Source organism: Deltaproteobacteria bacterium (assembly GCA_016178705.1).
GTDB lineage: Bacteria > Desulfobacterota > Binatia > HRBIN30 > JACQVA1 > JACOST01.
Map to the genome: position 1 here is coordinate 394,840 of JACOST010000030.1, position 13,428 is coordinate 408,267.

13 protein-coding genes are annotated in these 13,428 nt (G+C 64.3%); 6 read left to right on the plus strand and 7 right to left on the minus strand.

Annotated features, from left to right (window positions below; all coding sequences use genetic code 11):
• Positions 1-13 precede the first annotated feature (13 nt).
• Both HYR72_22810 and HYR72_22815 read right to left on the minus strand, forming a co-directional pair.
• Positions 14-466, minus strand: a complete 453-nt coding sequence (locus HYR72_22810) for an ATP-binding protein (GenBank protein MBI1817817.1) — start codon at positions 464-466, stop codon at positions 14-16.
• Entirely contained in the window at positions 456-1,802 is a 1,347-nt protein-coding gene (locus HYR72_22815) for a SpoIIE family protein phosphatase (protein ID MBI1817818.1), read from the minus strand. The genes HYR72_22810 and HYR72_22815 overlap by 11 nt, the downstream gene beginning before the upstream one ends.
• 54 nt (positions 1,803-1,856) lie before the next feature.
• Between HYR72_22815 and HYR72_22820 the strand changes: the two genes are divergently transcribed.
• The 5 genes from HYR72_22820 to HYR72_22840 are packed head-to-tail and all read left to right on the plus strand — an operon-like array spanning position 1,857 to position 6,223.
• Positions 1,857-2,870, plus strand: coding sequence for an ABC transporter substrate-binding protein (locus tag HYR72_22820; GenBank protein MBI1817819.1), 1,014 nt, complete (start codon positions 1,857-1,859; stop codon positions 2,868-2,870).
• Between the two features lie 3 nt (positions 2,871-2,873).
• Entirely contained in the window at positions 2,874-4,091 is a 1,218-nt protein-coding gene (locus tag HYR72_22825; protein ID MBI1817820.1) for an STAS domain-containing protein, read from the plus strand.
• Positions 4,092-4,101: 10 nt separating this feature from the next.
• Positions 4,102-5,034: an ABC transporter permease gene (locus tag HYR72_22830; protein MBI1817821.1), complete on the plus strand. Its 933-nt coding sequence runs from the start codon at positions 4,102-4,104 to the stop codon at positions 5,032-5,034.
• The gene (locus HYR72_22835; protein MBI1817822.1) at positions 5,027-5,839 is read left to right on the plus strand and encodes an ATP-binding cassette domain-containing protein; all 813 of its coding nucleotides are present in this window, start codon (positions 5,027-5,029) and stop codon (positions 5,837-5,839) included. The genes HYR72_22830 and HYR72_22835 overlap by 8 nt, the downstream gene beginning before the upstream one ends.
• Positions 5,840-5,887: 48 nt before the next feature.
• On the plus strand, positions 5,888-6,223 hold the full coding sequence (locus HYR72_22840; protein ID MBI1817823.1) for an STAS domain-containing protein: 336 nt from the start codon (positions 5,888-5,890) through the stop codon (positions 6,221-6,223).
• Between the two features lie 32 nt (positions 6,224-6,255).
• Here the strand turns inward: HYR72_22840 and HYR72_22845 are convergent, their stop codons facing one another.
• From HYR72_22845 to HYR72_22855, 3 genes are all read right to left on the minus strand, one after another.
• Entirely contained in the window at positions 6,256-7,572 is a 1,317-nt protein-coding gene (locus HYR72_22845; protein MBI1817824.1) for an acetyl-CoA hydrolase/transferase family protein, read from the minus strand.
• Between the two features lie 179 nt (positions 7,573-7,751).
• Complete coding sequence (locus tag HYR72_22850) at positions 7,752-9,062, minus strand: DEAD/DEAH box helicase (GenBank protein ID MBI1817825.1); 1,311 nt, start codon at positions 9,060-9,062, stop codon at positions 7,752-7,754.
• A 72-nt stretch (positions 9,063-9,134) separates the two neighbouring features.
• A complete protein-coding gene (locus tag HYR72_22855; GenBank protein MBI1817826.1) occupies positions 9,135-9,797 on the minus strand; it encodes a methyltransferase domain-containing protein in 663 nt (220 codons plus the stop codon).
• Between the two features lie 68 nt (positions 9,798-9,865).
• Here HYR72_22855 and HYR72_22860 point away from each other — a divergent pair, with 68 nt between their 5' ends.
• Positions 9,866-10,903 (plus strand): MBL fold metallo-hydrolase, encoded by a 1,038-nt coding sequence (locus tag HYR72_22860; protein ID MBI1817827.1) that lies wholly within the window; start codon positions 9,866-9,868, stop codon positions 10,901-10,903.
• Here the strand turns inward: HYR72_22860 and HYR72_22865 are convergent, their stop codons facing one another.
• On the minus strand, positions 10,904-12,343 hold the full coding sequence (locus HYR72_22865) for a hypothetical protein (GenBank protein MBI1817828.1): 1,440 nt from the start codon (positions 12,341-12,343) through the stop codon (positions 10,904-10,906).
• Between the two features lie 231 nt (positions 12,344-12,574).
• The gene (locus tag HYR72_22870) at positions 12,575-13,372 is read right to left on the minus strand and encodes a glutathione S-transferase (protein ID MBI1817829.1); all 798 of its coding nucleotides are present in this window, start codon (positions 13,370-13,372) and stop codon (positions 12,575-12,577) included.
• Positions 13,373-13,428: the final 56 nt, after the last annotated feature.

The window sequence follows — 13,428 nt, forward strand, 5'->3', positions numbered from 1 at the left end:
CGCGCGGCGCGCCTCATCCCCTCTTCGCGCTTCCATAATCGATCCGCTTCTTGATGCGGAGGTGATTGTGCCGGCCGGTGCGCCGATAGGTCATTTCGTCCATCGCGCGTTGGACGAAGTGCAGGCCTAGTCCACCGACCTTGCGGTGCTCCAGATCGGCCGCGAGATCGACGGCAGTAGGTTGGGTCGGATCGAATGGGCGGGCGTCGTCTTCCATTTCGACAACGACGTCACCCCCGGCCATCGACAGAGCTACCTGGATCTCATGCTCGGCGTGGTCACCATAGCCGTGTACGATCACGTTGGTGACGAGTTCATCGAGCGCCAGAGAGAGGGCGAAGGCATCGTTGGACGGCAGGCCGCCGGCGTCGCAGAACTGCGCAACGAAGGGGTGCAAGCGGTTGAGCTCCTCGAGGTGATTGCGCAAGCGGATGACACGCGGAGGCGGATCGGTCTCAGGCGGCATCGCGGTCTCCTCGATAGGTCACCGCCAGCAGCGTGATGTCATCGCTTTGTGTCGCCTCGCCGCTATGCTGTTTCACGTCGGCGATGATCCCGTCGATCAGCGTGCGCGGCGAGTCCACAGGGTTGTGCAAGAGCTGTTGCAAGCGTTCCTCGCCGTACAGTTCGTCGATGCCGTTCATCGCCTCGGTGACGCCGTCGGTATAGAGCACCAATGTGTCCCCCGGCATGAGGGCGCTCGTGGCGTCGGCGTAGACGGCGTCGGCGAGAACGCCGAGCACGCATCCGGGCTTTGCGTCGAGGAACTCCGCACGGCCGCCGGCGCGGACGACCAGCGGTGGGTTGTGGCCGCCGTTGCTGAAGACGACGCGGCCGCTGCGCGTATCGAGAATGCCGTAAAAAAGGCTGACGAACATCTCGGCGCTGTTCTCTGCATTCAACAGCCGGTTGACCCGCTGCAAACACGCGGCCGGGGAGGGCGCGCTCAAGGCGGTCGCCTTCATCAATGTACGGCTGACGGCCATGAAGAGGGCGGCCGGGATGCCCTTCCCGGAGACATCGGCGATGACGACGCCGAGCTGCGACGGACTGAGCAGAAAGAAGTCGTAAAAGTCGCCGCCCACGTCACGAGCCGGGATCATCGCGGCATAGAGATCGAAGTCGTCGCGCTCGGGGAACGCCGGAAACGTGCGCGGCAAGATCGACTGCTGGATCTCGCTGGCGATCTCGACCTCGCGCCGCAGCGCGCGCAACGCACTGCGCTCTTCGATGGCCCGCGCATTGTCGATGGCAATGGCGACGCTGCCGGAAAGGGCTTCGAGAAACCCCAGGTCGTCGTCCGAGAAACCGGCGCCTCTCTCGGCCGAGCCGCGGCGGTTCACCGCCTGGATCACTCCGATGGTCCCTTGCTCCGAACGCAGCGGTGCGGCGATGAGATTGCGCGTCGTAGTGCGGGATTTCTGATCGGCCCCCGAGTAGAAGCGGCTGTCACTATGGACATCGTCGACGCGAATCGGCTGGCCGCTGCGCAGCACTTCACCGGCAATGCCGCGGTCAGCCGCGAAGCGCATTTGCCGCAAGCGTTCGGCCGCCTCCGGGTCTTCGTTGGCGACGTAGGGAAAGAACAGTTCCTGGGTCTTCGCGTCGAGCAGCAAGATGCCGACGCCTTCGGCATTCAGCGCCTCGCCGCATTTCGAGATCACCAGGCGGCAGAGGTCTTCGAGCTCCGTGCGCGCCGCAAAGGCGCAGCCGAGTTCATGCAACAGACGGAGGCGCGTGCTGTCCTCGAACATGGCGCGGTAGCTTGTCACAATCACCGGCTGAATGCTTGCGCGCGCCACGTGCCCACTACCTTGGTAGACGCCGCGACGCACGTGGGATATGCGGCGGCGAGGATGCGGGCAGCTTTGCGGCGACTTGGTCTGGGTGTGGTGCTGATCCTCGCCGTGTCTCTCCTGCTGTTGCTCTCCGACAACGCCAAGATGCGCAGCCAGGTGCGGCCAGACGAGGCGCGCCGATTGTGGAAGGTCCACATCCTCGAGCTGGTGAGCTCGATCGACAGCGACGAGAACGAGCGCGGCATGCGCGAGGGCCTGGCAAGCCGGCTAGTCGAAGGTCGCGACTACACGGTGACCATCCGCAATGCACAAGGCGACATGCCAACTCTGAGCGGCATCGTCGATGCGGCGGTGGGCGATGGTGCCGATCTGCTCATGACCCTATCGACGCCAACCTTGCAGACCGCGGTGCAGCGCGTGAAGACGCTGCCCATCATCTTCTCGTTCTCGTCCAACCCGATCGGTGCCGGCGCCGGTCGCACCTACGATGATCACTTGCCCAACGTGACGGGCGTGCCCACGACGGCGGCGTACGAGGACATCCTCGGGCTCATTCACGAGCTGCTCCCCAACGTCCGTCGGCTCGGCACGTTGGTTGTACCCGCAGAAGTGAACTCGGTGTTCAACACCAAGCGGGTGGTCGAAGCGGCGGCGAAGCGAGGCTTCGAGTTTGCGACAGTTGCCGTGAACAGTAGCTCGGAGCTGTCGGATGCGACCCTGGCATTGCTGGCACAGAACGTCGATGCCATCTGCCAGGTAGGCAGCAACCTGACCATTTCGGGCTTTGCCAGCATCGTGCGCTCGGCCCAGCAGGCGCACGTACCGGTGTTTGGCTTTCTGACCAGTGATGCGAAGAACGGCGCGGTCGCGGTGATTGCCCGTGACTCGCACGAATCAGGCTGGGAGGCGGGCCTCTTGGCAGCCCGGGTGATCCAAGGGGAGTCGCCGGCGAACATTCCCTTCCACGAGGTGCCGAGCTCGAAGCTGGTCTTGAATCTCGCAGCCGCGAAGATCGCAGGGATCGCCGTGCCGGAGAGGCTGCGCCGACAAGCGGCGACGCTGTTGGAGTAGCGCATGGAGATCACCAAGACGTTCGAGGCAGGCGTCGCCGAGCTGGTCGTGGTCGGGCGCTTGGATGCCTATTGGGCCGATCACCTCACCAGCGCGATCGAGGACATCCTGCACGCCGGAACGCATCACCTGCGCGTCGACATGTCCAGCGTGCCGTACATGAGCTCGGCCGGCGTCCGTCTGCTGCTGCGCTTTCGCAAGCAGGCTCAACAACTATCCGGATCGTTCATCGTCATCGAGCCGTCCGTCGCGGTGCGCACCGTGCTGGAGATGGCTGGGCTGGTGGTGCTGTTTGGCGATGAGGTGACGCGCGCGCCGGCGCCGGTGGAGGGCCAGCGCTTCGAGATCGATGGCGCTGCCTTCGAGCGCTTCGTCCTCGACGCCAACGCTGCGTTGCGATGCCGCGTGCTCGGCGATTCGCTCAAGCTGCAGCGTGAGGGCTACGCCGACGCCGATTGCCGACCTCTCGATGCCGGGGTCTCGACCATTGCCCTTGGGTTGGGTGTCTTGGGTGGGGATTACGAGGGCTGTCGCGGGCGGTTCGGCGAGTTTCTGGCGGCCGGTGGTGCTGCGGCGTGCCAGCCGGCTGACGGCACGAACCGTTCCGACTATCTCGTCTCGGCGGGAGCCTTGGTACCCACGCTGCAGGTTCTCTACGGCGTCGCGTGCGAGGGAACGTTTCAGAAGCTGGTGCGCTTTGATTGCGACGTGGCCAAGGGGCCGGTGACGCTCAGCCGCATCGTGCGCGGATGCTTGGATGGAGATGATGCCGCGGCCGTGGGGATCGTCATCATTGCCGAGTCGGCGGGCCTCATGGGCGCGACACTGCGCCGCTCACCCGATACCGGGGACCGGTTGCACTGCGACATGCCCGCAGTGCGCGAATGGTTGTCGTTCACGCCCGAGCGCGTGCACAATATGGGAGTCGCCCTGGCCGTCGGTGTGGTTGCACGAGCCCCCTCCCGGCTGGATCCATTTCTCCGCCCCCTCGAGGTCCGCAGTTCGCTGACGGCGCACTTTCACGCCGCAACGTTTCCCTATCGGCCGCTGCGCAAGGGGCGTATCGACCTGCGCGAATCGGTGCAGGGCCTGTTCGAATCCGAGACGGTGCAGAGTGTGTTGCATCTGCTGAACGACGATCGCGAGATCGTGGGCGGCGGCGAGAGCGCCTTCGTCCGCGGCGCCTGCTGGGTTAGCCCTCTCAGCGAGATTTCTGGGTAGAGGGTCTGAGATGACGCTCCTGGTTGGCGCCTGGACTGTCGGTCTCATTCTCTCGCTGTTGGCGTTGGGAGTGTTCATCAGTTTTCGCGTCTTCAAGTTTCCCGACATCACCACCGAAGGTTCGATCACACTCGGGGCAGCGACTGCGGCGGTGCTGCTCGTTCACGGGGTGCCGACGCCGCTGGCAACGCTGAGTGGATTCGCCGCCGGGGCGCTGGCCGGCACCGTGACCGGGGTGCTGCACACCAAGTTCAACATCAACGGCCTGCTCTCCGGCATCATCGTCATGACCGCACTCTACTCGGTCGACCTGCGGATCATGGGCCAGAGCAACATCCCGTTGATCAATGTGCCGACCTTGGCGACGGACGCCGAGCGCTTGGGCCAGGCGCTTTTCGGCGTCGAGTCGTTGGCACTGTGGGGTTGGACGCTCGGTGTGCGCGACGCGCTGACGTTGGCGGCGAGCCTCGCCATTGTCGTCGTCACTGGCGGCATGTTGTACCTCTTCCTGCGCACGCATCTGGGAACGGCGATGCGGGCGACCGGCGACAACGACCAGATGATGCGTGCCCTCGGAGTGAATGTGGGCAACATGTTGATCCTCGGGCTGGCCCTGGCCAACGGATTGGTCGGGCTTTCCGGGGCGTTGCTCGTGCAGTATCAAGGCTTCGCCGACGTGCAGATGGGAATTGGCATGGTGGTGTGGGGTCTGGCGAGCGTGATCATTGGCGAAGCCTTAGTCGGTACTCAGCAGCTCGGGTACGTGATCATCGGAGCCGTGATGGGCTCGGTGCTCTTCCGGCTGCTGGTGGCGGTGGCCCTGCGCGCCGGCCTGAGCCCGAACGATCTGAAGTTGATCACGGCGGCGTTCGTCTTTGCGGCGCTGGTGTTGCCGAACGCGTTGGCCCGTCTGCGGCGACACGCGGTGGAACAACATGCTTGAGATCACGGGCATCGCCAAGACGTTCCATCCGGGTACTCCCAACGAGGTGCTCGCCTTGCGCGGCATCGATCTGACCATCGAACCCGGCTCGTTCGTCATCGTCATCGGCACCAATGGATCGGGGAAGTCGACGCTGCTCAACGCGGTGGCCTGCACGTTCTTCGTCGATCGCGGTAGCATCCGGCTCGCCGGCCATGACGTGACGCGCTGGGCCGAGCACCAACGGGCTCGCTTCATCGGTCGGGTCTTTCAGAATCCATTTAGCGGCACGGCGCCGGAGATGAGCATTGCCGAGAATCTGGCGCTGGCGACGCGGCGCGGCAAGGGTCGCGGCCTCGGCTGGGCGCTGCCACGAAGCTTTCGCGACCAACTCGCTGATCGGGTCCGCGGCCTGGGAATGGGTTTGGAAGATCGACTCGACATTGCCATCGGCAGTTTGTCGGGCGGGCAACGCCAGGCGCTGACTCTGGTGATGGCCACATGGGTGAAGCCGCAGTTGCTTCTCCTGGACGAGCACACCGCGGCGCTGGATCCAAAGAGTGCCGAGCAGGTCATTCGCCTGAGCGAAGGAGTGATTGCCCGCGATCGACTGACGACGTTGATGGTGACGCACTCGATGCAGCAGGCGACAGCGCTCGGCGATCGGCTGATCATGATGCACAAAGGCCGGCTGCTGCACGACTTCCGTGGCGCCGAGAAACAACGCATGCGCCCGGAGGATCTGTTGGCGCGCTTCGAGGAAGTCCGGCGCTCCGAGCAGCTCGACGAGTCGGCTGCGGAGATGCTGCGGCAGACGTACATCTGAACGCGCGCCTTCCCCTTGCGCCGGCATGGTGATAGCGCTGCGTCGCAAATGGAGATCGCCGAAACCAAGAGCGGTGGCACGTTGGTGATAACGCCGACGGGGCGACTCAATGCCGAGTCGGCGCAAGCGTTTCAGGAGCACCTGTTGAGTTGTATCGACGCCGGCGAGACTTGCGTGGTGTTGGATCTGGCGCAACTCGATTACATCAGCAGCGCCGGCTTGCGGTCGCTGCTGATCGCCGCCAAGCGCGTGCAGGCACGCGACGGGCGGTTCGCCATCTGCGCCCTCACCGCGAATGTGCGCGAAGTGTTTCGCATGAGCGGCTTCGACACGATCATCGACGTCCATCCCAACCGCGCCACGGCCCTGCGAAGTTTCGCGTAGGCCGTTTCAGAAATCGCTCCCCGTTTCGGCGGTCAGACGATGTACATATCCTCGGCGGCACGCAGCAGTTCGTCGCGGAAGTCTGGGTGCGCCAGACTGATGATCGCCAGCGCCCGGTCGCGCGTCGACTTGCCCTTCAAGTTGGCGGTTCCGTACTCGGTGACCAGGTAGTGTGTGTCGTTGCGCGGCGTGGTGATCATGGTGCCACTTTCAAATCGCGGGACGATGCGTGAGACGGTTCCTTTGCGTGCCGTGGAGTGAAACGCGAGAATCGATTTCCCCCCCTTAGCGTCATAGGCACCGCGGACGAAGTCGAGTTGCCCGCCCGAGCCGCTGAACTGATGACCGTCCATGAACTCGGCGTTGGCCTGCCCGAGGAGATCGACTTCGATTGCGGCATTGATCGAGATCATGTTGTCGTGACGCGCGATCACCGTCGGGTGATTGGTGTACGACACCGGGTGGCTCTCCACCGATGGGTTGTCGTGGATGAAGTCGAGAAGGCGCTGGCCGCCGGCGGCGATGGTGAAAAGGTGCTGCCGCGGGTGCAGCGTTTTCCTTTCGCCGGTCACCACCCCGGATTGAATCAGCTCGACCATCACCGGGGAAAAGAACTCGGTGTGGATGCCGAGCTGTTTGTGGTCCTTCAGGTAGCTGCCGACGGCGGTCGGTACATTGCCGATTCCGAGCTGCAGCGTGGCGCCGTGGGGAACCATCTCGGCGATGGTGCGGCCGATGAGCTCGTCGACGGGTTCAGGGACCGCGGCGGGGAACTCAAGCAACGGGGAGTGGTTCTCGACGACGTTGGTGACCTGCGAGATGTGGATGCGCGAGTTGCCATGGACTCGTGGCATGTACTCGTTGACTTCGACGATCAGGCGTTTGGCGCAGCGCGCCGCAGTGGAGATGAAGTCATTGGCGACGCCGAACGTGAAGAAACCGGCGGGGTCCATTGGTGAGACGACCGTGGCGGCGACGTCCACATGCATGCCTTCCTCGATCAACCGAGGCACTTGATGGAAGTGAGTGGGTACGAAGTAGTTGAGCCCGACGCCGACGCGGCCGCGATCGCTCGCGCCGACGAAGAATGACTCGCGTTCGACACAATCGGCAAGATCGAGCGCCAATACCGAATCGATCGAGTGCGGCGAGGCCGGTCCCGCAAAAATGCGCAGCTTCTTCAGATCCCCCGTGCGCAGCCGACTGGCGAAGGTCCAGAGCACCGCGGGTGGTTCGGCCAGCATGGCGCCATAGATCAGCAGACTGTTGTCGCCAACCGGAGCGACCGCGTCGTCGGCATCGCACAGCCTGTCCTTGTATTGCGAAGCGTAAGGATTGGAGGAATACATATCGCCCTCCCACGGCCCGAAACGCGTACGAGCCGGGTGATCTGCGTTCAGGTACGCGACGTGAGCTGGGGTCATGACCTACATCGATGGTTTCGGTCAAGGGTCAGCGCCCGATCAGGCCATCGGAACTCTCCCGACCAACACGAGCCACGAGCCCACCTCACGAACACGACTCATAATCAACGCGGGCGCGCCCTTCCTCCAGGGTGATGTAAGCGGGCGTCCAAGCTGCGGCGTCCCGGCGCCGGCGTGTGACCCGCGCGTCGCTCCGCATTGATCTTGGCGCGGGCGCGGTCTTCGGCCTTCTTGGCGCGAATCGCAGCGATGCGCTCCGCGATCGGCACTTCGAGGCGCGCAGTCGGCCGCGCGTGGTAGTCGAAGTCCGGAACCGTCACCCGCGGCAACGATTTGCCCACCGCGCGCTCGATCCGCCGGAGGTCTTCCTGTTCGTCGGGCGCGACGAAGGTGAAGGCGTCGCCGGTCAACTCCGCTCGCGCGGTGCGGCCGACGCGGTGGATGTAGTCGTCCGGCACCAAAGGTACGTCGAAGTTCACAACATGACCCAGTGCCTCGATGTCGATCCCGCGCGCCGCGATGTCGGTCGCCACCAGGACGCGATACTTCCCACTCTTGAATCCGGCGAGCGCCTCGGTTCGTTGCGCCTGGGAGCGGTTACCGTGGATTCGCTCGGCTTTCACTTGGTGCTCAACCAAATACGCCTGCACCCGATTGGCGCGGTGCTTGGTGCGAGTGAAGACGAGTGCCTCGCGGATCTCTCCGCGTTTGAGCAATGCAACGAGCAGGGCCGCCTTGAGGTCCTGCGAAACCGGGTAGACCGCCTGCGTGATCCCGACCGCTGGCGCCGCCTGACGTTGGAGATTGACCGTCACGGGTGTGTGCAGCATCTCGCGGCTGAGCACCGCGATCGGTGTTGGCATCGTGGCGCTGAAGAAGAGCGTCTGCCGGCGCGCCGGAATGTGGCGCAGGATGCGGCGGATGTCGGGCAGGAATCCCATGTCGAGCATGCGATCGGCTTCGTCGAGTACGAGGTGTTCGAGGCCGGCGAGTTTCGCGTAGGGAGATCGGAAGTGATCGAGCAACCGGCCGGGCGTGGCGATGATGACGTCGACGCCGCTGCGGAAGGCGTGCTCCTGCGGCCCCATCCCCATGCCGCCGAAGACGGCGGCGCCGGTGATCGGGGTGTGCACCGCGAGGTCGTTCAAGTCTTCGAGGATTTGCGCGGCGAGCTCGCGGGTCGGCGTCAGCACGAGTGCGCGTGTCGTCCCACGCGGCCGATCGATCAGCCGGTGCAGGATGGGCAGAAGGAACGCCGCGGTCTTACCGCTGCCGGTCATCGCACAGGCGAGCACATCGCTGCCCGCGAGCGCCGGCGGGATGGCGTCGGCCTGGATCGGCGTCGGGCGGCCGAAGCCGAGATCCTTGAGACCTTTGAGAAGGTTCGGATGAAGCTTCAGATTGGTGAACGGCATGCAAGGGTCCTCGTCGTTAGAGCGCGTAGTGAGGCGCTTCGGAACAGGTGGTCGGAGACCAGAAACTAAAGACTAGTCGGCGCGGAAGATCAGAACGTATTGGTACCGTACCACATCGGGTTCGGCAATGAGTTCGTAGCCCGCTGTGTGCATCTCTTCGATCACCTGCTCACGCGCCAGCTTGTGTTCCGGTGGTGGCCCGATGGGGAGCGGCTCTTTTTTGAAGTCGACGATGGCGACGCGCCCGGCGGGTTTCAGAAAACGTTTCAGTCGACGGAAGTATCCTAAGCGATCGTCGATGTGGTGGAACGTGTCGACGATCAGCACAACATCGACGCCGCCGCTCGGCATGCGGGGGTTGTCGGCCGACGCTAAGATTGTCACGACGTTGGCCGTCTGCTCCAGCTCCGCGCGCTGACGCAAATGCACCACTAGATTCGGCTCGCTGTCGACCGCAAGCACGGTCCCACTCTCGCCGACGGCCGCGGAGAGATAGCGACTGAAATAGCCCGTACCGGCGCCGAGATCGGCGACGCACATCCCGGGCTGGAGTTGTAGCGCCTGCACGATGGCGGCCGGCTGCTGCCATGCATCGCGCGATGGATCGTCGAACACGGCAGACCAGTGCGCCACGTCGGCGAAGGAATGGTGCGCCGTCGCGTCTTGATGTCCGTGTTTCGCGCCGGCGCAACTCAGCAACGTTGCTGCCAGCGCGAATAGTGTGAGCTTCCGCATCCGGGAGCATATATGGCATATTGCCCGTGTCCAACGATAGATCACTGGCGACACCTGGAAGGGCTTCTATGCTGTTTCACGAACTCAATCGCGGCAAGTGCAAGACGTACCTCATCGCCTGCGAGGAGACTCGCATCGGCGCATTGATCGATCCGCTCAAGGAGAAGGTCGACCGCTATCTCGCGTTGCTGGCGTACTATGGTTGCCGACTCGAACTAGTGATCGACACTCACACGCACGCGGATCATCGCTCCGGGGTGTGGGATCTCCGCGATCTGACCGGCGCGCAGGTCGTCATGCACCGGCGCGCACCGGCCCCGCATATCGACGTGCACATCGATGACGAGCAACACCTCCGCGTGGGCAAGCTCGACGTGCGCGTGCTCTATACGCCCGGGCATACGCCGGACGGGATCAGTCTCTACGCCACCGACCGCGTGTTCACCGGCGACACGCTGCTGATTCACGGCACGGGTCGCGCCGATTTTGCTGGCGGCGATCCTGGCGCCCAGTACGATGCGATCACGCAAAAACTCTTCACGTTGCCGGATGCGACCCTGGTCTTTCCCGCGCACGACTACCGCGGTCATACACAGTCGACCGTCGGCGAAGAGAAGCGCGCCAATCCACGCGTCGCGGGGCGCACGCGCGCGGCGTACGTGGAATTGATGAACAATCTTGGGTTGCCGCTGCCAGACAAAATCCAGGAGGCGCTGCAGGCCAATCAGTCGGCCATTGAGGATGAATCGATTCAGTTTCCCGGCCTGGCGCAGCTCGCCCAGGTCCGACAGGCGACGGCCCAGGAGGTCCAGCGGCGGCTCGCGAGCGCCGCGCCACCGTTGCTGCTCGACGTGCGCGAACCCGACGAGTTCAGCGGTGAACTCGGTCACATTGCGGGCAGCATGCTTGTGCCGCTGAAGGAACTCTCGTCACGCGCGGCGGAGCTCAATGCATTCAAGGAGCGCGACATCATCGTAATCTGTCGCGCCGGTGTGCGCAGCGCCACGGCAGCGGCGCTGCTGACCGGTCTCGGGTTCGAACATGTCGCCAACCTCAAGGGTGGCATGCTCGACTGGACCGACGCGCAGTTCCCGGTCGATCGGTGACTAGCGGACGTAGAGCGCCTGGTGATCGCGCACGGTGCGATTCGAGCGCGCGCTACGCTGGGATGTCCGGGCCGAAGTTGAATCGGCCAGTACGTTTGCGAGCGCGCGGGTGAGATCGGCCGGCGAAAACGCCAGCCCACGGATTGCCCGCTGCGCCTGTTGCTGGAAGTCGGCCGGGTCGACCGGCTTGCTGCAGAACAATCCCAGAGCAATCGCGGCGGTCTTCGGGTCGGACTTCAGCCGGTTGACCAACCGCAACCCTTCGCCGCGCGGCAAGGCGAGGTCGATCAGCACCAGGTCCGGCTTCACCATCGGCAACAGCTCGAGTGCCTGACGGCTGTCGAACACCACAGAGGTCGAGCACTGTACGCGCCCGAGGGCTTCGCGCACAACGCCCATGGTTCCGATGTCTTCACTCACCGCAAGCATCCGTTCGATGCCGTCGGTGCGCGCGAGCAATCGCGTCGCGCAGGTGTGCGGTTCGAATGGGTGCGGGAAGAAGTCCACCATGCCGAGCGCAAAGCCCGCAGTGCCGTCGGCGCAGTAGGCGAAGGCCCGCGGATCCTCGCCGCAGCGCGCGGCGGCGCGGATGATGGCTGTGAGCGGATCGGGGTCGAGTAGGTTGACGACGACGAATCCGTTGCCCGCTACGTCATCGCGATTGCTCGTGCTGTAGCGCGCCTGGCCATATTTTTCGGCGGCTTCTTGCGCGGCGATGCGAAACGCGGGGTGCCCGTCAAGATGCAGCAAGGAGAGCACTTCCGGGCGACGCTCGGCCTGCGGTCGCACCGCTGGCGTGTGCGCGGTTGCACCACGCGGCGCGCTGGCGGTTGCGAGAACGGCGGCCTTGTGCGGGTGGGCTGCGAGTGCCGTTTCGAGCTGGTGCACTCGCGTTTCGAGTAGTGCGCGCTCGCGCCGTTCGTCCGACCAATGGAGACTAATCGTACTGCACGCCCGCTGTGACGCCGCCAGCTCCGCGCGCAGGACTTTCACTTCCGCATCGCGTGCACGCAGGAGTTCCATCCGACGATTGAGTTCGACCAAGTAGCTCTTCAGCCGGGCGGCCCCCGCTGGTTCTGCACCGTCACGGGCTATCCCTGACGGCTGGTGCGACGGGTCAAGCGCGGCGAGCCGCTCTTCGGTTGCGTGCAGGAGAGTGGTGAGTTCCACACACGTGATACGCTGGGCTTCGAGTTCTCGGTAGGTTTGCAGCAGTGCCGCCTCTAGTTGGCGTAGCCGTTCGCGAGGATCGGCAGGGGTGACGACCGCGTGCGGCGCCTCGCCTTCGAGGGTCACCCGCAACGCGGGCTTGCGCGGTTGGCTCGCTAGCGCCGGCTCGCGTTCGCTCCGACGCGTGTCGGGTGCGGTGCACAAGGGGCCAGCGGACTCCGTCGCCGGATCAGTCCATTGCGGGCGCGGCATCGTTTGTGTAGCGAGCATCACTCTCACTCCAGTCGTCGGCGGCTCTTGGGCGCGACGACAATGAGCCGCTCACGTGCCAGCCAGTGGCACCCGACGCCTCATGTGATGTGCGCCGTTTCCCAGTCGATTACCTTGGCCGAAGCCAGCCTAGTTGGCTGAAATCAACCCGGTCTAAACCAACTGCTGAGCCGTCGTTGTAATCAAGAGTCTACGTGACTCAGCGACGCATCGCGCATAGCATGCGCCAGGCTACTGTGCCTCGGGGAGTTCCATCGTCGGACCACGATGTCGGCGATAGATGTCCGCAGCCCAGAGGAAGCCGCGACGCTGCGCGAGCGAGTCGCGCAATCGCGCGGCAGGCGCGGGCAACGGTGTTAGCAGCGGATAAGGAAACTCCGGCGGCATAACCACCGGTGAAAACAAGGCTGCGGCGGTGAGATCGGCGACGGAGAAATGGTCGCCCACGAGATAACCCGAGGGTTGCAACTCCGCTTCAACACGGTCGAGCGCGGCGAGGATCTTGGTGCGGCCGATCTCCGCGCCGGCGGCGTCGATCTTCATGTCCATCTTCATGACCGCGCTGATCATCGGAAAAGCGAGGCGGAACATGCGTCGTGCGATCGGCGCGGCACCCGCGCTCAGCTGCGCCAAGCAATAGGCAGGATCGTGCAGCAACTCGAAGAACCAGGCCCGCCGCAAGTGCGGCCCCAACTCTTCATCAAAGAAGGCTTCGATCTCGACCGCGCGGCGGCGCGCCGATTCTTCACGCGGATACAACGGTGGATCGGGCCAGCGCTCCTCAACCGTTTCGATGATGCGGGTCGAGTCGACTATTGGCTTCCCGTCGAGCACTAGCACCGGCACCGCCTTCTGCCCAGTCAGCCACAGCATGCGCGGCGCGTGCGGCCCCGGTAGCACTGAGCGACGCGTATGCCGAATGCGCTTGAAGTCGAGCGCCCAGCGTACCTTCTCGTTGAAGTGAGAGTAACGGAACTGCCAGAGCACCGGCGCAAGTTGGGAACCGGGCTTCGATTCTTTGACGGCCATTGATGCCTCCCGCAACCACGGGCCAGTATAGCGAAGGGGATCGGCTCGCGAACCAG

Bases quoted from the DNA above. Each gene is read 5' to 3' on its own strand.
- HYR72_22810 (MBI1817817.1), bottom strand. From the start codon at position 466: ATGCCGCCTGAGACCGATCCGCCTCCGCGTGTCATCCGCTTGCGCAAT.
- HYR72_22820 (MBI1817819.1), top strand. From the start codon at position 1,857: ATGCGGGCAGCTTTGCGGCGACTTGGTCTGGGTGTGGTGCTGATCCTC.
- HYR72_22825 (MBI1817820.1), top strand. From the start codon at position 2,874: ATGGAGATCACCAAGACGTTCGAGGCAGGCGTCGCCGAGCTGGTCGTG.
- HYR72_22830 (MBI1817821.1), top strand. From the start codon at position 4,102: ATGACGCTCCTGGTTGGCGCCTGGACTGTCGGTCTCATTCTCTCGCTG.
- HYR72_22835 (MBI1817822.1), top strand. From the start codon at position 5,027: ATGCTTGAGATCACGGGCATCGCCAAGACGTTCCATCCGGGTACTCCC.
- HYR72_22840 (MBI1817823.1), top strand. From the start codon at position 5,888: ATGGAGATCGCCGAAACCAAGAGCGGTGGCACGTTGGTGATAACGCCG.
- HYR72_22845 (MBI1817824.1), bottom strand. From the start codon at position 7,572: ATGTATTCCTCCAATCCTTACGCTTCGCAATACAAGGACAGGCTGTGC.
- HYR72_22850 (MBI1817825.1), bottom strand. From the start codon at position 9,062: ATGCCGTTCACCAATCTGAAGCTTCATCCGAACCTTCTCAAAGGTCTC.
- HYR72_22855 (MBI1817826.1), bottom strand. From the start codon at position 9,797: ATGCGGAAGCTCACACTATTCGCGCTGGCAGCAACGTTGCTGAGTTGC.
- HYR72_22860 (MBI1817827.1), top strand. From the start codon at position 9,866: ATGCTGTTTCACGAACTCAATCGCGGCAAGTGCAAGACGTACCTCATC.
- HYR72_22865 (MBI1817828.1), bottom strand. From the start codon at position 12,343: ATGCTCGCTACACAAACGATGCCGCGCCCGCAATGGACTGATCCGGCG.
- HYR72_22870 (MBI1817829.1), bottom strand. From the start codon at position 13,372: ATGGCCGTCAAAGAATCGAAGCCCGGTTCCCAACTTGCGCCGGTGCTC.